Annotated in this window: 21 protein-coding genes; 10 read left to right on the forward strand and 11 right to left on the reverse strand. The window is 72.1% G+C overall.

The genetic code is table 11. The features are described 5' to 3' along the window. Positions 1-12: 12 nt before the first annotated feature. The 3 genes from OHS58_RS12145 to OHS58_RS12155 all read left to right on the forward strand — a co-directional run bounded on the left by OHS58_RS12145 (position 13) and on the right by OHS58_RS12155 (position 2800). Positions 13-1608, forward strand: coding sequence for an alpha/beta hydrolase (locus OHS58_RS12145; protein WP_328649796.1), 1596 nt, complete (start codon positions 13-15; stop codon positions 1606-1608). Positions 1609-1820: 212 nt separating this feature from the next. After that, positions 1821-2528: an MgtC/SapB family protein gene (locus OHS58_RS12150; RefSeq protein WP_326949750.1), complete on the forward strand. Its 708-nt coding sequence runs from the start codon at positions 1821-1823 to the stop codon at positions 2526-2528. A gap of 56 nt (positions 2529-2584) precedes the next feature. Continuing rightward, entirely contained in the window at positions 2585-2800 is a 216-nt protein-coding gene (locus tag OHS58_RS12155) for a hypothetical protein (RefSeq protein ID WP_328648285.1), read from the forward strand. On the opposite strand, the gene OHS58_RS12160 is transcribed toward OHS58_RS12155, so the two are convergent. Continuing rightward, positions 2797-3588: an alpha/beta fold hydrolase gene (locus tag OHS58_RS12160; protein WP_328648286.1), complete on the reverse strand. Its 792-nt coding sequence runs from the start codon at positions 3586-3588 to the stop codon at positions 2797-2799. The genes OHS58_RS12155 and OHS58_RS12160 overlap by 4 nt on opposite strands. A 71-nt stretch (positions 3589-3659) precedes the next feature. Continuing rightward, positions 3660-6473 carry an aconitate hydratase gene (locus OHS58_RS12165; protein WP_326953191.1) on the reverse strand — a complete coding sequence of 938 codons (2814 nt, stop codon included), beginning with the start codon at positions 6471-6473 and terminating at the stop codon, positions 3660-3662. A gap of 383 nt (positions 6474-6856) precedes the next feature. On the opposite strand from OHS58_RS12165, the gene OHS58_RS12170 reads away from it, so the two are divergent. Further along, positions 6857-8176, forward strand: a complete 1320-nt coding sequence (locus OHS58_RS12170) for an NlpC/P60 family protein (protein ID WP_326960242.1) — start codon at positions 6857-6859, stop codon at positions 8174-8176. 1 nt (position 8177) lies between these two features. On the opposite strand, the gene OHS58_RS12175 is transcribed toward OHS58_RS12170, so the two are convergent. Beyond that, entirely contained in the window at positions 8178-8573 is a 396-nt protein-coding gene (locus tag OHS58_RS12175) for a DUF1801 domain-containing protein (RefSeq protein WP_328648287.1), read from the reverse strand. 59 nt (positions 8574-8632) lie between these two features. Here OHS58_RS12175 and OHS58_RS12180 point away from each other — a divergent pair, with 59 nt between their 5' ends. The 5 genes from OHS58_RS12180 (at position 8633) to OHS58_RS12200 (ending at position 13066) form a co-directional block, all read left to right on the forward strand. Further along, complete coding sequence (locus tag OHS58_RS12180; RefSeq protein WP_328648288.1) at positions 8633-9337, forward strand: SAM-dependent methyltransferase; 705 nt, start codon at positions 8633-8635, stop codon at positions 9335-9337. 9 nt (positions 9338-9346) lie between these two features. After that, positions 9347-9901, forward strand: a complete 555-nt coding sequence (gene mobA, locus OHS58_RS12185; RefSeq protein WP_326949745.1) for a molybdenum cofactor guanylyltransferase — start codon at positions 9347-9349, stop codon at positions 9899-9901. Positions 9902-10063: 162 nt separating this feature from the next. Continuing rightward, positions 10064-11137 carry an AAA family ATPase gene (locus OHS58_RS12190; protein ID WP_247051938.1) on the forward strand — a complete coding sequence of 358 codons (1074 nt, stop codon included), beginning with the start codon at positions 10064-10066 and terminating at the stop codon, positions 11135-11137. 7 nt (positions 11138-11144) lie between these two features. Then, complete coding sequence (locus OHS58_RS12195) at positions 11145-12089, forward strand: DUF58 domain-containing protein (protein WP_326949744.1); 945 nt, start codon at positions 11145-11147, stop codon at positions 12087-12089. Then, positions 12086-13066 (forward strand): VWA domain-containing protein, encoded by a 981-nt coding sequence (locus OHS58_RS12200; protein WP_328648289.1) that lies wholly within the window; start codon positions 12086-12088, stop codon positions 13064-13066. Before OHS58_RS12195 ends, OHS58_RS12200 begins: the two co-directional genes overlap by 4 nt. Positions 13067-13101: 35 nt before the next feature. Here the strand turns inward: OHS58_RS12200 and OHS58_RS12205 are convergent, their stop codons facing one another. The 8 genes from OHS58_RS12205 to OHS58_RS12240 form a co-directional block, all read right to left on the reverse strand. Further along, positions 13102-13614, reverse strand: coding sequence for a hypothetical protein (locus OHS58_RS12205; RefSeq protein ID WP_328648290.1), 513 nt, complete (start codon positions 13612-13614; stop codon positions 13102-13104). A gap of 23 nt (positions 13615-13637) precedes the next feature. Beyond that, complete coding sequence (locus tag OHS58_RS12210; RefSeq protein ID WP_326949742.1) at positions 13638-14105, reverse strand: tRNA (cytidine(34)-2'-O)-methyltransferase; 468 nt, start codon at positions 14103-14105, stop codon at positions 13638-13640. Between the two features lie 4 nt (positions 14106-14109). Beyond that, a complete protein-coding gene (locus OHS58_RS12215; RefSeq protein ID WP_326949741.1) occupies positions 14110-14535 on the reverse strand; it encodes an acyl-CoA thioesterase in 426 nt (141 codons plus the stop codon). A gap of 22 nt (positions 14536-14557) precedes the next feature. After that, positions 14558-15502 (reverse strand): TAXI family TRAP transporter solute-binding subunit, encoded by a 945-nt coding sequence (locus tag OHS58_RS12220; protein ID WP_328648291.1) that lies wholly within the window; start codon positions 15500-15502, stop codon positions 14558-14560. Next, entirely contained in the window at positions 15499-16887 is a 1389-nt protein-coding gene (locus OHS58_RS12225) for a sensor histidine kinase (RefSeq protein ID WP_328648292.1), read from the reverse strand. Before OHS58_RS12225 ends, OHS58_RS12220 begins: the two co-directional genes overlap by 4 nt. A 3-nt stretch (positions 16888-16890) precedes the next feature. Continuing rightward, entirely contained in the window at positions 16891-17559 is a 669-nt protein-coding gene (locus OHS58_RS12230) for a response regulator transcription factor (RefSeq protein ID WP_328648293.1), read from the reverse strand. A gap of 7 nt (positions 17560-17566) precedes the next feature. Continuing rightward, on the reverse strand, positions 17567-18904 hold the full coding sequence (locus OHS58_RS12235; RefSeq protein WP_328648294.1) for an MFS transporter: 1338 nt from the start codon (positions 18902-18904) through the stop codon (positions 17567-17569). Between the two features lie 112 nt (positions 18905-19016). Next, positions 19017-19619, reverse strand: a complete 603-nt coding sequence (locus OHS58_RS12240) for an XRE family transcriptional regulator (protein WP_328648295.1) — start codon at positions 19617-19619, stop codon at positions 19017-19019. 54 nt (positions 19620-19673) lie between these two features. On the opposite strand from OHS58_RS12240, the gene OHS58_RS12245 reads away from it, so the two are divergent. Beyond that, a complete protein-coding gene (locus OHS58_RS12245) occupies positions 19674-19928 on the forward strand; it encodes a hypothetical protein (RefSeq protein ID WP_328648296.1) in 255 nt (84 codons plus the stop codon). Positions 19929-20086 lie beyond the last annotated feature (158 nt).

The following is a 20086-nucleotide window of genomic DNA, read 5'->3' on the forward strand; positions in this document are numbered from 1 at the left end:
ACAAGGGGCCGGGTGCGCTCGTTCGCGCTGGTGGGGGCGCTGGTGGCCGGGATGGGACTGGCCGGCACGGCGGGCACCGCCGTCGCCGCGCCGGAAGCAGCCGTCAAGCCGGCGGTCGTCGGCGCCACGGCGCCGGTCGCCTGGGGGACCTGCTCGGCCGCGACCCTCGCCGGGGTGCCCGCGGACCAGGTGAAGTTCTACAGCTGCGCGCGCTACCGGGTGCCGATCGACCACGACAACGCGTCGCTGGGCACGATCGACATCGCCCTGCTCAAGCGCGCCGCCCGCACCCCGGACGCGCGGATCGGCTCGCTGTTCCTCAACCCCGGTGGTCCCGGCGGCTCGGGCCTGCGGATGCCGATCAGCGGCCAGTACTACTTCCAGCCGCCGGTGCTCGACCGCTTCGACCTGATCGGCTTCGACCCGCGCGGGGTCGGGCAGAGCAACCCGCTGCGCTGCTTCACCACGCAGGAGGACGCGGACGAGATCTTCGGCGCCCAGGTCCCGGTGCCGCTGAGCCGCGCCGAGATCTCCGGCACGCTCGCCAGCTACCGCGACTACGGCCAGTTCTGCAAGAACAACGCCGGTTCGCTGCTGAACCACATGTCCACGAAGGACGTCGTGCGGGACGTCGACACGCTGCGCGCGGCGGTCGGTGACCGGAAGCTGACCTACGTCGGCTTCTCCTACGGCACGCTCATCGGCTCGACCTACGCGGCGATGTTCCCGAAGCAGTCCCGCGCGATCGTGATCGACGGCAACGTCGACCCGCAGCTGCGCACCAAGGACGGCGTCGAGTACGACCGCCAGCGGGCGCAGGGCTTCGAGGTCTCGCTCGACGGCTTCCTGAAGAAGTGCGCCGAGGCCGCCGCGAAGTGCGCGTTCAGCTCGGGCACCCCGCGGGCGAAGTTCGACGAGCTGCGCGAGTACCTGCGCAAGCAGCCGATCACCGTCCCCGGCGGCGGCTCGGTCGACATCAACGCGTTCACCGGTTCGGTGTCGAGCATCCTGTACTCGCCGTCGGCGTTCCCCGGCCTGGCCGAGGACCTGCAGGCGCTCTACGACACGATCCACCCGGCGGGCGCGCAGGCCCAGACCCTGCAGGCCCGGCAGCTCAAGCTGATCGTGAAGGGCAAGCAGGGGCTCGCTGACCAGAACCCGGACAGCCCCTACACCAGCGACGACTCGTACTTCGCCGTCAACTGCTCCGACAAGCCGTTCAAGATCAAGCAGGACCAGGTGCCGGACATCGCCGCCAAGTGGGAGCGCGAGTCGCGCACCTTCGGCCGCTACCAGGCCTTCGCCGACACGGCGGGCTGCCCGGTGTGGCCGGCGAAGAAGCCGGACGTCTACCGCGGTCCGTGGCAGGCGAAGACCGACGTCCCGGTCGTCGTGGTCAGCAACTACTACGACCCCGCGACGCGGTACAAGTTCGGCCAGCAGATGGCGGCCGAGCTGGGCAACTCCCGGCTGCTGTCGGTCGACGCGTTCGGCCACTGCATCCTCGGTGACGCCCTCGGCGTCGACCAGGCCGTGGCGGCGTACCTGACCGACCTGACGGTGCCGGCGAACGGCCAGGTGTTCCAGCCGAACGTCCAGCCCTTCTGAGTGTGAGCCCGGTCCCGCGGCCCGCACCCGGGCCGCGGGACCGGCTAACCTGGCTCAGGTTGATCATCACTAGTACGGAAGCGAGGTGAGCGGCACATGCCAGCGGACAGTCATCGGACGGCCGGGCGCGCGCTCACCGGGGGTTTCCGGCTGGGCTGACGTCCGGCCGCCTTCTGTCCGGCAGTGCGCGCACGCCGGAAAAGAGCCGGATCATGACCACCTTCGAAATGCTGCTGCGCGTGGGCACCGGCGTCGGCCTCGGCGCCGTCATCGGGTTCGAGCGCCAGTTCCGCGCCCGGATGGCCGGGCTGCGCACCAACGCCCTCGTCGCGGTCGGCGCGACCTTGTTCGTCCTGCTGTCCGCCCACGGTTTCGGCGGCCTGTCCGGCAGCGGTGACGCCGACCCGACGCGGGTGGCCGCGCAGATCGTCTCCGGCATCGGGTTCCTCGGTGCCGGCGTGATCATGCGCGACGGCCTCAACGTCCGCGGCCTCAACACCGCCGCGACGCTGTGGTGCTCGGCCGCCGTGGGATCCCTTGCCGGATCGGGGTTGTACGCGGTGGCCCTGGCCGGGACGGCGGTCGTGGTCGGGGTGAACGTGGTGCTGCGCCCGCTCGGCCGCGTCGTCGACCGCCGCCCGGACTCGGGCGACGAAACCCCGGCCCGCTACGAGTTCCAGGCCGTCACCCGCGACGACTCCGAGGCCCACGTCCGCGCGTTGCTCGTACAAGCCTTGGCGCGCACGGACTTCCGCCTCTTGTCGGTGCTGAGCACGGACCGTCCGGAGGATCGCACGGTCGAGGTGCGTGCCGAGCTGGCCGCCGATCAGCGGGACGACGCGCAGATGGAGTCCGCGGTGTCCCGGCTGTCGCTGGAGCCCGCGGTGTCGAGCGTGCGCTGGGAAGCCGTGCCCGCTTAGGCGAGGAACTCTTCGAGCAGTGCGCCGAACCGGCCGGGTTGGTCGAGGTTCACCATGTGCGCGGCGCCGGGTACCCGGACCCGGCGTGCGTGCGGGCCTTGCTGGTACAAGCGTTGGCGCGCAGGGACTTCCGCCTCTTGTCGGTGCTGAGCACGGACCGTCCGGAGGATCGCACGGCCGAGGTCCGCGCCGAGCTGGCCGCCGACCGGCGCGACGACGCCCAGATGGAGCCTGCGGTGTCCAGCGTGCGCTGGGAAGCCGTGCCCGCTTAGGCGAGGAACTCTTCGAGCAGCTCGCCGAACCGGTCGGGTTGGTCGAGGTTCACCATGTGCGCGGCGCCGGGTACCCGGACCCGGCGCGCGTGCGGGGCTTCGCGCTCCAGCAGGTCGGCCACCGCGAAGATGTCCGTGGCGTCCAGGTCGCCGGTCACGACGAGCGTGCGGGTGCGGATCTCCGCGACCCGGCCGATCGCGCCCAGTTCGGTGCCCGGATCGGGGGCGCCGTGGCCCTGGCCGAAGTTGTCGGTCAGCATGTCCCGGCACAGCCGCCGGACCGCCGGGTCCACCTCGGCGGGCGTGCGGTGCGGGCCGTCGACCCACAACCGCAGGACGCACTCCAGGACCGCGGCGCCGTCGCCCGACCGGGCCGCCTCGCCCGCCTCGGCCAGCAGGCGCAGCACGAATGGGTCCTGGAACTCCATTCCGCTGATCCCCGGCGAGCTGAGGAACAGCCCCGCCGCCCGATCGGGATAGGCCAGCGCGAAGTCGAGGAACACCCGGCTGCCGAGTGAGCAGCCGACCAGCACCGGGCGTTCCACGGCCAAGGCGTCGAGCAGCTGCTTCAGGTCCTCGCGGTGGGAGAAGGGACCCGACGGGTCCGACGAGCCGCCGCTGCCGCGGGCGTCGTAGCGGATCCGCCGGTGCGCACCGGCGAAGCGGGTGAACTGCCGCTCCCACATCGCGCGGGTCATCCCGCCCGCGTGCAGGAACACCACCGGCGGGCCTTCGCCGCGTTCCTCGTAGGACAGGTGGCCGTCGGCGAGCTCGATGCGTTCCCCCATGCCCGCCACCGTACCGAAAAGGCCTCCCCGCCGGGACCGGCGAGGAGGCCTTTTCGGCAAGCGAGGAACCCTTACGCGTTCGTCATCTTCCGCAGCACGTACTGCAGGATGCCGCCGTTGCGGTAGTAGTCCGCCTCACCCGGGGTGTCGATGCGGACGTCCGCCTCGAACTCCACCTTCGTGCCGTCGGTGCGGGTCGCCGTGACGTGCACGGTGCGCGGGGTCTCGCCGTCGTTCAGCTTGGTGATGCCCGAGATGTCGAACGTCTCGGTGCCGTCCAGCTTCAGCGACGCCGCCGACTCGCCCTGCGGGAACTGCAGCGGGATGACGCCCATGCCGATCAGGTTCGACCGGTGGATGCGCTCGAACGACTCGGTGATCACCGCGCGCACGCCCAGCAGCGAAGTGCCCTTGGCCGCCCAGTCGCGCGACGAGCCCGAGCCGTACTCCTTGCCGCCCAGCACGACCAGCGGCGTGCCGGCCGCCGCGTAGTTCTGCGCCGCGTCGTAGATGAACGCCTGCGGGGCGTCGTCCTGGGTGAAGTCGCGGGTGTAGCCACCCTGCACGTCGTCCAGGAGCTGGTTGCGCAGCCGGATGTTCGCGAAGGTGCCGCGGATCATCACCTCGTGGTTGCCGCGCCGCGAGCCGTAGGAGTTGAAGTCCTTCTTCTCCACGCCGTGCTCGGTCAGGTACTGCGCGGCCGGGGTGCCCGGCTTGATCGCGCCGGCGGGGGAGATGTGGTCGGTCGTGACCGAGTCGCCCAGCTTCGCCAGCACGCGCGCGCCGGAGATGTCGGTGACCGGCGCCGGCTCGGCCTGCATGCCCTCGAAGTACGGGGGCTTCCGGACGTAGGTGGACTCGGCGTCCCACTCGAAGGTCTTGCCTTCGGGGGTGGGCAGCGCCTTCCAGCGGTCGCCGCCGTCGAAGACGTCGGCGTAGTCCTTGGTGAACATCTCCTGCGTGATCGAGGAGTCGATGGTCTCCTGGATCTCCTGCGGCGTCGGCCAGATGTCCTTGAGGAACACGTCGGTGCCGTCGGTGGCCTGGCCCAGCGGCTGGTTCGCGAAGTCGAAGTCCATCGTCCCGGCCAGCGCGTAGGCGATGACCAGCGGCGGCGACGCCAGGTAGTTCATCTTGACGTCGGGGTTGATCCGGCCTTCGAAGTTCCGGTTGCCCGAGAGCACCGAGACCGCGGTGAGGTCGTTCTCCTGGATCGCCGCGGAGATCTCGTCCGAGAGCGGGCCGGAGTTGCCGATGCACGTGGTGCAGCCGTAGCCGACCAGGTGGTAGCCCAGCTTCTCCAGGTACGGCCAGAGCCCGGCCTTGTTGTAGTAGTCGGTGACGACCTGCGAGCCCGGCGCCATCGACGTCTTGACCCACGGCTTCACCGCGAGGCCCTTGTCCACGGCGTTGCGCGCGAGCAGCGCGGCACCGAGCATGACCGACGGGTTCGAGGTGTTGGTGCACGAGGTGATCGAGGCGATCACGACGGCGCCGTGGTCGAGCACGAACTCGCCGCGGTCGGACGTCGAGACCTTGACCGGCTTGGTCGGGCGGCCCGAGGCGCCGTTCGCGGCGGAGACGATCACCGGCGCGGCGTCGTCCTCGGCGAACGACAGCGACGGCGCGTCGCTGGCCGGGAAGGACTCTTCCGAGGCTTCGTCGACCTTGGTGTGCGGGGTGGTGTCTTCGCCGTCGACGTAGTCGTGCACCGACTTGCGGAACGACGACTTCGCGTCGGTCAGCTCGATGCGGTCCTGCGGGCGCTTCGGGCCGGCGATCGACGGGACGACCGTCGAGAGGTCCAGCTCGATGTACTCGGAGAACTGCGGCTCGTGGGACGCGTCGTGCCAGAGGCCCTGCTCCTTGGCGTAGGCCTCGACCAGGGCGACCTGCTCGGCGGAGCGGCCGGTCAGCTTGAGGTAGCGGACGGTCTCCTCGTCGATCGGGAAGATCGCCGCGGTGGAGCCGAACTCCGGGCTCATGTTGCCGATGGTGGCGCGGTTGGCCAGCGGCACCGCGCTCACGCCGTCGCCGTAGAACTCGACGAACTTGGAGACCACGCCGTGGCGGCGCAGCATCTCGGTGATGGTCAGCACGACGTCGGTCGCGGTGACGCCGGTGGGGATCTCGCCGGTCAGCTTGAAGCCGACGACGCGCGGGATCAGCATCGAGACCGGCTGGCCCAGCATGGCGGCCTCGGCCTCGATGCCGCCGACGCCCCAGCCCAGCACGCCCAGGCCGTTGACCATGGTGGTGTGCGAGTCGGTGCCGACGCAGGAGTCGGGGTAGGCCTGCCCGTTGCGGGACATCACCGTGCGCGCGAGGTGCTCGATGTTGACCTGGTGCACGATGCCGGTGCCCGGCGGGACGACCTTGAACTCGTCGAAGGCGCCCTGGCCCCAGCGCAGGAACTGGTAGCGCTCGCGGTTGCGCTCGTACTCGATCTCGACGTTGCGCTCGAAGGCGTCGGGGGTGCCGAAGACGTCGATGATCACCGAGTGGTCGATGACCAGCTCGGCCGGGGCGAGCGGGTTCACCTTGTCGGGGTCGCCGCCGAGGTCCGTGACCGCTTCGCGCATGGTGGCGAGGTCGACGACGCAGGGGACGCCGGTGAAGTCCTGCATGATCACGCGGGCGGGCGTGAACTGGATCTCGATGGAGGGGTCGGCGTTCGGGTCCCACGAGCCCAGCGCGCGGATGTGGTCGGCGGTGATGTTCGCGCCGTCCTCGGTGCGCAGCAGGTTCTCGAGCAGGATCTTCAGGCTGTACGGCAGGCGCTCGGCGCCCTCGACCTTGTTCAGGCGGAACACCTCGTACGAGGCGTCGCCGACCTTCAGCGTGTCTTTGGCGCCGAAGCTGTCCTTGCTGGCAGGTGCGGTCACGTCTAACTCCAGTGGCATGGACTTCCGCGCCGGTGCGGCGGTCGAGTCCCGGGTCAGGTTCGGTCAGTTCGGGTGTCGTGCTCGGGGTCGTGCAGGGTCCGCACGAGGCGGACGCGAGTCTTGCGCACCCCCACCGTAGGACCGGCTGCGGGATGGCACACCTCGCGGTGCCTCAAACAGTACGCGTGTCCTGTTTGGGGTTCAAGACGACACGCGGTGTGGGCTGCGCCATCCGCACAAGGGGTCCCTCAATAAGGGGAATTGGTGCCTACGGTGTGTAAGTTTCCGCTGAGGCTTGTGATAGTGGTGTGACTGCAGTGACGCGCGATGTGCGCAGGTGAGCGGAGGTGGCGGTCGTGCCGGAACGGCGCAGGGGCTGGTGTGTGCCGAGCGGGCGCCGTGGACTGACCGTGAGCACCCTGGCCTTGGTGATCTTGTTCGGCGCGGGGGGCACGGGCTTGGCGGCGCCCCCGCCGCCGCCCAACCCCAGCGACTCGGACCTCAACTCCAGCAAGGCCCAGGCGAACGCCAAGGCCGGCGAGGTCGGCCGGCTGACCAACCAGCTGGCCCAGGCCGAGCAGAAGCTGTCGCAGCTGCAGGACGACGTCGAGCTGAAGCAGGAAGAGGCCAACAAGGCGCTGGTCGACCTGCAGACCGCCCAGGACGCGGCGGCGCAGGCCGAGAACGACGCGAAGGCCGCCCGGACCGAGGCGGACGCGGCGGCCGGGGCGATCGAGAAGGCGCGCACCGACCTGAAGTCGTTCGCCGCCGCGAGCTTCCAGCAGGGCAGCACGGTCGGCTCGCTCTCGGCGTACCTGAGCGCCGACAGCCCGAAGGACATGCTGGCCCGCGCGCAGCTGCTCGACGCCGTCGGCGGCGACCGGCTCAACGCCCTCGACCGGCTCCAGCAGGCGCAGACCGAGAAGTCGAACAAGGATTCCGCGGCCCGCAAGGCCGCCGAGATCGCCCAGCAGAAGCAGGACGCCGCGCGCCAGGCGAAGAACGGCGCCGACGCCGCGCAGAACGCCGCCGTCAGCGCGCAGGACAACCAGCAGACGCAGAACTCGGCCCTCGAAGCCAACAAGTCGAGCGTCGAGCAGCAGCTCTACACCGCGCAGGCCAAGGTCAACGGCCTGCAGGGGCAGCGCCAGCGCTACCAGGACTGGCTCGCGCAGAAGCAGCGCGAGGACGACGAGCGCGCCCGGCAGGCCGCGCTCGCGTCGTCCGGCGGTGGCGGCGGTGGCCGCCCGTCCGCCGGGTCCCGCCCGTCGGCCCCGGCCGGCGCGTCGATCGAGGCCGTGATCGCCCGGGCGCTGTCCAAGCTCGGCATGCCCTACGCCTGGGGCGGCGGCAACGCGAGCGGCCCGACCCGCGGCATCCGCGACGGCGGCGTCGCCGACCGCTACGGCGACTACAACAAGATCGGCTTCGACTGCTCCGGCCTGATGATCTACGCCTTCGCCGGGGTCCGGTCGCTGTCGCACTACAGCGGCTACCAGTACACGTCCGGCCGCCGGGTCCCGCTGTCGCAGATGCGCCGCGGCGACATGCTGTTCTACGGCGGCGCGGGCGGCATCCACCACGTCGCGCTCTACCTCGGCGGCGGGCAGATGGTCGAGGCCCCGCAGTCCGGGCTCCGCGTCCGGATCGCCCCGGTGCGCTACGGCGGGATCATGCCGTACGCGACGCGCCTGGTCGGCTGACTCAGGCGTCGCGCTTCAGCTTGCGCCAGCCGCCGGCCCGGTTGTTCGCGATGATCTGCCGGAACATCGCGGTGAGCGCGGGTGCGTTGATCGGCTCGCCGCGGCGGAAGGCGACCGTCCGCGCGGTCTTGTTGCCGTGCCCGGCGGTGATGATGCCGTCCGGGTCGGGCACGATGCCGCCGTCGTAGACGAAGACGTTGACGTGGTCCTTCGCCGCGAGCAGCGCGCAGATGTTGCCGTCCAGCACGACGTACGGCTGGCGGGTGCGCTTGATCGTCTCGGTCACCTCGGGATCCGCCGCGTGGACGAGCTCGCGGACCTCGCGGCAGATCGCCTGCTGCCACTCGGGCAGGGCGTCGATGTAGGCGTCGACGCGCGGTTCGACGGTGTAGGTCACGCGTCGAGTATCGCCGAAACTCGCTCGACGGCAGCAGCGTCGCGGCCCAGGATCGCCCGGTGGACGACGAACTGAACGCGCTGCGGCGCACCCGGATGCGCTGGAACACGCCGCTGTCCGAAGCGCACGCCGAGCTGCTGCACGACCGCATGGCGCTCACCGGGACGGTGACCGACCTCGGCTGCGGCTGGGGCGAGCTGCTGCTGCGGGCCGTCGCCCGGACGCCCGGCCTGCGCGGGGTCGGCGTCGACACCGACGTCACCGGCCTCGAACGTGGGCGGGTGGCGGCCGCGGGCCGCGACGTCGAGTTCGTCGAGGCGGATGCCGCGACCTGGGAAACCCCGGCCGAGCGGGTGTTCTGCGTCGGCGCTTCGCACGCCTTCGGCTCGTCCCGGGCCGCGCTGGAGCGCCTCGCGACGGTGGTCCCGCCCGGCGGACGGCTGCTCTACGGCGACGGCTTCTGGGCCGCGCCGCCGGCCCCGGCCGCGGTCGGGATCTTCGGCGAGGACGTCCTGACCTTGCCGGACCTGCTCGCCGCCGCCGGTGCCGCGGGCTGGCAGGTGCTCCACCTGAGCGTCGCGGACCAGCTCGAATGGGACGACTTCGAGTCGACGTCGCGGGCCGCGTGGCAGGAGTGGGTGCTGGCCCATCCGGCCGACCCGCGGGCGTCCGAGGTGCGCGCCTGGCTCGGCGAACGGCTGCGGCAGTACGTCGGGGACTACCGCGGTGTGCTGGGCTTCTCCTACCTCGTGCTGGGCCGCTAGGGTCCCGGGGTGCGGTACGCGGGGATCGTGGTGGCCGGCGGGTCGGCCCGCAGACTGTCCGGTGTGGACAAGCCGGCCCTGAACGTGGGCGGAAAACCGTTGCTGACCCGCGCCATCCACGCCCTCGAGGGCGCCGAACGGGTGATCGCGGTCGGCCCGCGACGGCCCGGTTTCGACGTCGTGTGGACCCGCGAGCCCGTGCCGGGCACCGGGCCGGTGGCCGCGGTCGCCGCCGGGCTCCTCTTCGTGCCCGAGGACGTCGAAGCGGTCGCCGTGCTCGCCGCCGATCTGCCCGGCGTCCGCCGGTCCACAGTGGACCGCCTGGTGGCCGCGGTCGGCGGCGCCGACAGTGCCGATGGTGCGGTCCTGGTCGACGCGGCGGGGGCCCGCCAGTGGCTGCTCGGCGTCTGGCGGGTGCCGGCGCTGCGGGCCGCGCTGCCCGAGCACCCGGAGAACGCGGCCCTGCGCCGGACGCTCGGCGCGCTGGACATCGTGGACGTCCCGGCCGAGCCGGGGGAGGCCGACGACATCGACACCCCCGAGGACCTGGACCGGTTGTCCTGAGCCGGTGCTTCACAGATGTCACACCGGGCACCGTGTTGGCTACCCTCACGGGCCTGCCCGTGCGTCCGCGTGCCGGACGGACGGACGACCGGGGGACGCAGTACGGTCGCACCGCGTGATCAACGTCGCGGGGGCGGCGCACGGACTCAACAAGGAGGCAGAGTGACCGAGCCCGGCTACGCCGAGGGCGGGAACGGGCAGCAGCCCGCCACGCCGGCGCGGGACGCCCAGTTGCTGGAGCGGACCGTGTTCGAGGTCAAGCGGATCATCGTCGGCCAGGACCGCCTGGTCGAGCGGATGCTGGTCGGCCTGCTGGCCAAGGGCCACCTGCTGCTCGAAGGCGTGCCCGGTGTCGCGAAGACGCTGGCCGTCGAGACGTTCGCGCGGGTCGTCGGGGGCTCGTTCTCGCGCGTGCAGTTCACCCCGGACCTGGTGCCGGCCGACATCCTCGGCACCCGGATCTACCGCCAGGGCGCCGAGCGGTTCGACGTCGAGCTCGGCCCGGTCGTGGCCAACTTCGTGCTCGCCGACGAGATCAACCGCGCGCCGGCGAAGGTGCAGTCGGCGATGCTCGAGGTGATGGCCGAGCGGCACGTGTCGATCGGCGGCCAGACGTTCCCGATGCCGGACCCGTTCCTCGTGCTCGCCACGCAGAACCCGATCGAGAACGAGGGCGTGTACCCGCTGCCGGAAGCGCAGCGTGACCGGTTCCTGTTCAAGATCCTCGTCGAGTACCCCTCCGCCGAGGAGGAGCGCGAGATCATCTACCGGATGGGCGTCACGCCGCCCACCCCGCACGAGGTGCTCAGCCCGGGCGAGCTCGTCCGCCTCCAGGGCGTCGCCGCGCAGGTCTTCGTGCACCACGCGCTGGTCGACTACGTCGTGCGGCTCGTGCTGACCACCCGCACGCCGAACGACCACGGCCTCGCCGACGTCGCCGGCTGGGTGTCCTACGGCGCCTCGCCGCGCGCCAGCCTCGGCATCATCGCCGCCTCGCGGGCGCTGGCCCTGGTCCGCGGCCGCGACTACGTGCTGCCGCAGGACGTCGTCGACGTCGTGCCGGACGTGCTGCGCCACCGGCTCGTGCTGTCCTACGACGCCCTCGCCGACGGCGTCCCCATCGACCACATCATCACCCGCGTGCTGCAGACCGTGCCGTTGCCGCAGGTCTCGGCCCGGCCGCAGGGCGGGGCCGGGCAGGGCGGCCCGGTCCCGGCGGGCGCGCCGGTCAGGTAACCCGGCGATGGCGAAGAACGAGAAGGGCGAGCGCCCTTCGTGGGCCCCGCCGGTCCTGCGCGGCGACCGGCTGGAGGCCGGGCTCCGCACGCTGGAGCTCGACGTCCGCCGCCGGCTCGACGGCCTGCTGCAGGGCAACCACCTCGGCCTGGTGCCGGGGCCGGGGTCGGAGCCCGGCGAGGCGCGGCCGTACCAGCCCGGCGACGACGTGCGCCGGATGGACTGGGCCGTCACCGCCCGCACCACCACCCCGCACATCCGCGAGACGGTGGCCGACCGCGAGCTGGAGACCTGGGTGGTCGCCGACCTGTCGGCGAGCCTCGACTTCGGCACGGCGCTGTGCGAGAAGCGGGACCTGGTGGTCTGCGCGGTCGCGGCGGTCGCGCACCTGACCGGGGGCGGCGGCAACCGGATCGGCGCGCTGCTGTCCAACGGCGCCGAGACCACCCGCGTCCCCGCGCGCGGCGGCCTCGCGCACGCCCGCGGCCTGGTCCGCAAGATCGCCGCGACGCCGCGCGCGCCCGAAGGCACCCGGGGTGACTTCGCCGACGCGTTGGAGGCGTTGCGCCGGCCGCCGCGCCGCCGGGGCCTGGCCGTGGTGATCTCCGACTTCCTGGGCGAGCCGACCTGGGAGCGGCCGCTGCGGGCGCTCGGCGGGCGCCACGAACTGATCGCGATCGAAGTCCTCGACCCGCGCGACATCGACCTGCCCGAGGTGGGCACCGTCGTGCTGGCCGACCCGGAGACAGGGAAACAGCGCGAAGTGCACGCTTCGGCCTTGCTGCGCAAGGAGTTCGGGGCCGCGGCCCACGCCCACCGGCAGACGGTGGCGGCCGGCCTGCGGCGCGCGGGTGCGGCGCACCTGACGCTGCGCACCGACGCCGACTGGATCGCCGACATGGTCCGGTTCGTCGTCGCCCGCAAGCGGCGCTGGTCCGGGGGTGTCGCGTGAGCTTGACGGGGTTCACCGCGCCCTGGTGGTTCCTGCTGCTGATCGCCGTGGCCGCGGTCGCCGTCGGGTACGTCCTGGCCCAGCGGGCGCGCCGGAAGCGGACCATGCGGTTCGCGAACCTGGAGCTGCTGGAGAAGGTCGCGCCGAAGAGCCAGGGCTGGGTCCGGCACGTGCCGGCGGTGCTGATCGTGCTGTCGCTGCTGCTGCTGACCGTGGCGCTGGCCGGGCCGACCGCCGAGCAGAAGGTGCCGCGCAACCGGGCGACCGTGATGCTGGTGATCGACGTGTCGCTGTCGATGGAGGCCACCGACGTCGCGCCGACGCGGCTGAAGGCGGCCCAGGACGCGGCGACGCAGTTCGCGCAGAACATGACCCCGGGGATCAACCTGGGGCTGATCTCCTTCGCGGGCACGGCGACGGTGCTGGTCAACCCGACCACCGACCGCAACGGCGTCATCAAGGCGATCGACAACCTGAAGCTGGCGCAGTCCACGGCCACCGGTGAGGGCATCTTCGCGGCCCTGCAGTCGGTGGAGAGCTTCTCCAGCGTCGTGGGTGGCGCCGACGGACCGCCGCCGGCGCGCATAGTGCTGATGTCCGACGGCAAGCAGACCGTCCCGGAGGACCTGTACGCGGCCCGCGGCGGCTACACCGCGGCGCAGGCGGCGAAGCAGGCCGGCGTGCCGATCTCGTCGATCTCCTTCGGCACCACGCACGGCTCGGTCGATATCGAGGGCAAAGCCCAGCCGGTGAGCGTCGACGACGAGTCGCTGCGCGAGATCGCGCGCCTGTCCGGCGGAGAGTTCTACAAGGCGGCCAGCGCGGAAGAGCTGAAGAAGGTCTACGGCGACCTCGGCGAGCAGATCGGCTACGAGATCAAGGACGCCGACGCGAGCAAGCCGTGGCTGGCCGTCGGGACGCTGATCCTGATGCTGGGCGCCGCGGCGAGCCTGTTCTACGGCCAGCGGCTCCCCTGAGCGGAGGCGGCACTTTCACGTGAAAGTGCCGCCTTTCAGGCGCGGCGGACGCCGTACAGGCTCCCCGCCAGGAGGGTGACGCCGGAGAGCGTGCCGCTGACGAACGGGACCCACGGCAGCGCCGCCGTCCCGAGCAGCGCCAGGCCCACGACGCCGAGCACCGTCAGGACCGCGCCGACGACGAGGATCGAGCGCGTCTTCCACGCCGAGGCCAGCGCCACGAAGTGCAGCCCGACGATCGTGGCGATCCACGCGACGTTGGCCTGCACCGGCGCGTCGAGCAGGCTGAGCACGAAGAACCCGGCGATCAGCAGCACCACTTCGCCGATGACGATCACCCGGTAGCTCGGCCCGAACATCGGCCGGTCCGCCAGCGTGGGGCGCTCGCCCGCGCGGAACCCGACGACCACCACGGCGGCCAGCGCGACGACGGCGAGGCCGCGCAGGACCCAGCCGGCCACGGCCGGCAGCGGGTCACCGGAGTTGACCAGGACGAACACGGCACCGAACGCGGCGCCGATGAGCGCCCCCAGGAATTGCTGTCGCACCGGGCGAACCTACCGGACGCCGGTCAGGCCTCCGGAACGGCGAACCCGTTCTGCCGCCAGGCCTCGTAGATCGCGATCGCCGCGGTGTTGGCGAGGTTGAGCGAGCGGCTGGTCGGCAGCATCGGCAGCCGCACCCGGTCGGTCACCTCGGGCGCCTGCTGGACGTCGGCGGGCAGCCCGACCGACTCCGGCCCGAACAGCAGGACGTCGCCGGGGGTGTAGGCGACGTCGGTGTGCAGCCGGGTGGCGGACGCGCTGAACGCGTAGACGTTCGCCGGCAGCAGCGCCTGCCACGCCGCGTCGAGGTCCGCGTGCACCCGGACCCGCGCGAGGTCGTGGTAGTCGAGCCCGGCGCGGCGCAGCTGCTTGTCCTCCAGGGTGAACCCGAGCGGCTCGACCAGGTGCAGCTCGCAGCCGGTGTTGGCTGCGAGGCGGATCGCGTTGCCGGTGTTGGGCGGGATTTCGGGGTGGTAGAACAGAACGCGGAACACCGGCTCAGCCCTCGGCCAGGAACGCGGCGTACTGCTTGCGGACGGCGTCCGGCGGCGCGGCCGGGCGGATCGTCGCCGGGTCGACGAACACGTACCGCAGGGTCGCCTCGCTGATCAGCGCGCCGCCGCGGCGGATCTCGAAGTCGTGGACCATCGACGTCGTCCCGAGGCGGACGATGAACTGCGACACGACCAGTTCCTCGTCGTAGCGGGCCGGTGCGCGGAACTTCAGGTTCGCCTCCGCGACCACGACGTCCGTGCGGTGCGCGAGGAACTCGTCGTGGGAGCCGAAGAGGGCCTTCTCCGCCTCGAACGCGCACATGTCCACATAGGCCATGTAGTGGGCGTTGAACACGATGCCCTGGCCGTCGCATTCGTGGTAGCGCACGCGCAGCGGCATTTCGACGATCGGCCGGCGGGGTTCGGTCACCGCGCCAATCTAGCGAGCGGGTTCAGCCGTGCAGCACGCGGTACGCCGTGGCCGCGCCGGGCTGCAGCGGCACCGGCTGGGTGCCGATCAGCGTCCGGACGTCCAGGAACTGCGTGCCGACGGCTTCCGCGGGCACCAGGTCCGTGGCCCGTTCGACCAGGAGCCGGACCACTGCCGCGGCGACGTCGTCGGGGAGGGCGGGGGAGCAGACCAGCAGGTTCGCGACGCCGATCGTGCCGAGCGCGCCGACGCCGCGGTAGGCGCCTTCGGGGACCTGGACCTGGTCGTACACCGGCCCGTAGGTCGTGCGCAGCGCGGGGACCAGCGCGTCGAGGGGCAGCAGCGCGATCGGCGTCGAGCGGGTGAGGTCTGCGAGCTTCGGCGTCGGCACGCCGCCGGACCACAGCATCGCGTCGATCCGCCGGTCGGCCAGCGCGTGGACGGCGTCGTCGAACAGCAGGTGCCGGGCGTCGACGACGACTCCGGCCCGGGCGAACAGCCGCTCGCCCAGCTGCGCCGCGCCGGAGCCGCCCGCGCCCAGCGACACCGGGCGGCCGGCCAGGTCGGCGAGCCGGTGCGCGGGCCCGTCCGCGCGCACCACGAGCTGCAGGTAGTTCTCGTAGACGCGGCCGAGCGCGAGCAGCGGCACCTTCGCGGTGAACGGCGCGCCGCCGCCGAGCGCCGTCTGCGCGACGTCGGCCAGCACCAGCCCGAGATCGGCCCGGCCGCCGCGCACGAGGTCGACGTTGGCGACGCTCGCCTCGGTCGGCACGGCGGTGGCGTGCAGCCGCGGTTCGGCGCGGCTCAGTTCCGCCGCCAGCAGCTCGGCGAAGGCGAGGTAGAAACCGCCGCGCTCGCCGGCGGCGATGGTGAGCGCCCGCTCGGGACCGGCGTAACCGGACGACGAACACCCGGCCAGGGCGAGGCCGAGGCCGCCGAGCAGGGCGGTGCGCCGGGTGATCGTCATGGCCCCTCCTGCGCGAGCGGCAGCGTGACGCGGGCTTCGAGGCCGTGCGGTTCGGCCTGGCGCAGTTCGAGGACGCCGCCGCGGGTGCGCACCTGCTGGTGCGCGATGGCGAGACCGAGCCCGGTTCCGCGCGGGGCGCCTTCGCCGCCGGCGCGCCAGAACCGTTCCGTCGCCCGGGCCCGGTCCTCAGTGGACAGTCCGGGGCCGTCGTCGCGGACCACCAGCGTCGCCGTTTCGGCGCCGGCCTCCCAGTCCGTGGTGATCTTCGCGCCGCGGCCCGCGTAGTGGACGGCGTTGTCCAGCAACACATCCAGGATCTGCGCGAGCTCGCCCTCCGGGCAGCGGACGGTCACCGGCTCGTCGTGCCCCGGCGGCGGGACGAGCGCCGCCCCGGCGTCGTCGGCGGCCGGGCGCCAGGCGTCGACGCGCTCGGCGAGCACGGACGCGAGGTCGCACGGCTCGTCCGCGGCCCCGGCCGCCACGCGGGTCGCGGTGCTTTCGGCGAGAGCGAGCGCGAGCAGGCCGTCCAGCAGCTTCTCGAGGCGTTCGACCTCGGCCACGGTCGCCCGGTAGGTGGCGCCTTCCGCTTGGCCCGCCAGGGAATCGACGCGCAGGCGCAGCGCGGCCATCGGGTTGCGCAGCTGGTGCGACGCGTCGGCGACCAGTCGGTGCTGCTGGTCGGCGGCCTCCAGCACGGCCTCGGACATCCGGTTGACCTCACCGGCCAGCGACCGCAGCTCCCGCGGCCCGGCGCGTTCCGGGACGTGCGCGCGGTGCCCGGCGGCGACGGCCAGCACGCCGGTCTCCAGCTCGTGCAGCGGCCGCACCATCCACCGGGCCAGGAGCACGGCGAGCAGCACGAACACGACGGCGACCAGCAACGCGCCGGCGGCGATGGTGCCCCAGCGGGCGGCGACGTCCGCGGCGGCCGCCGTCACCGACGCCCGCAGCACGACGACGCCGGCCACCCGGGTCCCGGTACCGACCGGCCGCGCGAAGTACGCCGGTTCGGTCGAGAGCGGCCCGAGCCGGTCGACGCGCGGGCCGGGCTCGTTGCGCATGGTCGCCTCGACCAGCGCGTGCACGGCGGGGTCGGTCGCGGTCAGCCCGCCCGCCTGCACCAGCGGCAGGCGCCGCGCGTCGACGATGACCACGCCTTCGCCGTACAGGTCCGCGTAGCGCGTCGCGTCGGCGGCCAGCGCGGCCGGATCGCGGGTGTCGACGGCCTGCTGGGCCAGCACGACGAAGCGGTCGACGTCGGCGGTGCGGGAGATGACCAGCTCCTGGGTGCGCTGCTCGGCCGTGGAGAGCAGCAGCGGCACGGCGAACGCGGCCACCACCGCCAGCGCCAAGGCGACCAGGACCACCAGCAGGCGCGTGCGCACGGCTCAGTCCCGGCCGAGCCGGTAGCCGAAGCCGCGGATCGTGGTGAGCAGGCCCGGCCGGTCGAGCTTCGCGCGCAGCCCGGTGAGGTGGACGTCGAGCGAGCGCGAGACGGCGAGGTAGGCGTCGCCCCAGACCTCGTCCATCAGCTGCTGGCGGCTGACCGCGGTGCCGAGGCGGGTGGCGAGGACCGCCAGGATCTCGAACTCCTTGGTGGTCAGCGCGACGTCAGTGCCGGCCACCCGCACCCGGCGGGCGGCCAGGTCGATCTCGACGTCCTCGACGTGCACGACGTCGCCGGCCGGGGCGTCCCGGGCGACCGCGCGCCGCACGACGGCGTCCATCCGGGCCAGCAGTTCCGCGAGCCGCACGGGTTTCGTGAGGTAGTCGTCCGCGCCGAGGCGCAGGCCGCGCACGACCGAGCGTTCGTCACCGCGGGCCGTCAGGACGATGACCGGCACCGGCGAGACCGCGCGGATCTTGCGCAGCACGTCGAGGCCGTCGATGTCGGGCAGGCCCAGGTCGAGCAGGACGAGGTCGGCGTCGCGGTGGCGGTGCAGGGCGTCGGCGCCGCGGCCGACGCTGGTGACCGGATGGCCGCGCGCGTGCAGCGACTCGGCGAGCGCGCCGGCGACCCCGGCGTCGTCTTCGACGAGGAGCACGCGCACGGCCATCCCTTTCTCAGCGTTCGCCCGCGGCCACCGGATCGGGTCGTTCCTCCAGCTCCGAGCTCTTCGAGGTCTCCCGCATTGTGCCGTAGACGACGAGGGAAACCAGGACGCAGCCCGCGACGTAGAAGAAGAACACCGACTCGTGCCCGGCGCTCTTCAGCGCCTGCGCGATCAGCTCGGCGGTGCCGCCGAAGATCGCGACGGTCAGCGCGTACGGCAGGCCGACGCCGATGGCGCGGATCTTCGTCGGGAACAGCTCGGCCTTCACGATCGCGTTGATCGAGGTGTACCCGGCGACGACCACCAGCCCCGCCAGCACGAGGAAGAACGCGCCGACCGGGTTCCGCGTCGAGCCCATGATCGTCATGATCGGGACGGTGAGCAGCGTGCCCGCGATGCCGAAGAACAGCAGCAGCGGACGGCGGCCGATCCGGTCGGAGAGCTTGCCCGCGACCGGCTGCAGGATCGCCGCCAGCAGGATCGCCGAGAACAGGATGATCGTGACCGTGCGGCGCGGGATGTGGGCGGTGTTCTCGAGGAACTTCTGGCTGTAGGTGGCGAAGGTGTAGAACGCCACGGTGCCGCCCAGGGTGAGGCCGACGACGAGCGCGATCTCCTTGGGGTACTTGGCGAGCGCGCGCAACGTGCCGCGTTCCCCGGAGGCCTGGCCGGCCTCCTTGGTGAAGCTCTCGGACTCGTCCATGCCGCGGCGCAGCCACATCACGCTGAGCGCGGCGACGGTGCCGACGCCGAACGCGATCCGCCAGCCCCACGCCGTCAGCTGCTGCTCGGTCAGCAGCGCCTGCAGGATCAGCTGCAGCCCGAGCGCCAGCAGCTGGCCGCCGTAGAGCGTCACGTACTGGAAGCTGGAGTAGAAGCCGCGCTTGCCGGGAGTGGCCACTTCGGACAGGTAGGTCGCCGAGGTGGAGTACTCGCCGCCGACCGAGAGTCCCTGGATCAGCCGCGCGACGAGCAGCAGGATCGGCGCGGCGATCCCGATCGTCTGGTAGCCGGGGGTGACGGCGATCAGCAGCGACCCGCCCGCCATGAGCGTCACCGACAGCACCAGCGCGCGGCGCCGGCCGAACCGGTCGGCGAACCGCCCGAGCATCCAGCCGCCGAGCGGCCGCATGAGGAACCCGACGGCGAACACCGCGGCGGTCCCGAGGAACGCCGCCGTCGTGTCGCTGGTGGGGAAGAAGGACTTGGCGAAGTAGGTGGTGAACGCCGCGTAGGCGTACCAGTCGTACCACTCGACCAGATTGCCGATCGAGCCGCGCAGCACGTTGCCGATCACGCGCTTCTCGCTCACGCCCGCGGCGCCGGTGCCGTTGATCCGGGTAGTCATCGTCGACCTCCTGTGTTGCGACTCACGGTGACCAACCGCGAGACGACCAGCAAGGCCGGAGGAGGGTTCCTTACACCCGCTTAGGACACATCCGCGCATCGCCCGGGCCGGGCTACCGGCCCAGGACGGGCACCATCCGCGACAACAGGTAGGTGCACGCCCAGCGCGCCTCGGTGCCCTTCGGGTCGATCGCACCCTTGGCCAGCTTCGGCGCGAGCTTCCGCGGCTCGGGGATCGTCGTCGGGTCGTCGGCGCCCTGGAGCGCGACCGTCCAGTCGAGCTGGGTCAGCCGCGAGATCTCGCTCGCGACGATCAAGCGTCGCACCTTCGGATCGTTCTCCAGCACGTGCACGACCAGGTCGGCGTTCTCCTGGCCCGGCAGCTTCGCGATCACGCTCACCGAGTTGGTCCGCAGCGTCGCGGTATCACCCTCGACGGCCCATCTCCGGAACCAGTCGGCGGCTTTCCCGGAGACGACGCTGCCCAAGCTGACGTCGGTCCGGTGCGCCGTCGGCGTGTTCCGCAGGGGACCGGGGTCGCCACGTTCGACCCCGGCGAGCAGCGCCGCCCGGCTTGCCTTGTCGACGATCAGCAGGTTCGAGTGCGTGATGTCCTTGCGCCACATGTCGACCCCCAGGACGTGCTCGTACGCCTCGATCAGGTCGACCGAAGCCGTGCGCCGGCCGGTCTCGACCATGCCGAGCAGCGACTTCATCTCACTCGCTGTGCTGGCGGTGTTACAGACATGCCGCACCGCCAGGGAGAAGTCGTGTCCGCAGTGATTCACATCGATCCTGATGCGATCCATCCCGTGATCGACGGGCTGTGGCACCGGACGTGGGTGCGCGGCATCCCGGTGCCTGGCGAGCCTTTGTCGATGATGTGCGGTGCCGAGGGCGTGGTGACGTTCGCGGTGCTGTCGGAACGCCGGGCACGCGGCGCCCCACACCAGTGCCCACGCTGCGAGGTCGTCTACCGGCACGAGCGCGGCATCGCGCCGAGCCCGGTCGCGCGGCGGTGCTGAAGGCTCGCGCTGTGGTCTGCGTCGCACTGTCGCGGAAAGTGTAAGCAACAACGCACCGGCGGCCGCGACGTCACGCTCCGTCGACCTACCGGCCGGTACCCGCCCGCCGCACTCACGTTCCGCTGGCCGGAGCGCGCGCCTGTCGTGTGGTGTTGCCG

The sequence above is a fragment of the Amycolatopsis sp. NBC_00348 genome (assembly GCF_036114655.1).
Taxonomy (GTDB): Bacteria; Actinomycetota; Actinomycetes; order Mycobacteriales; family Pseudonocardiaceae; genus Amycolatopsis.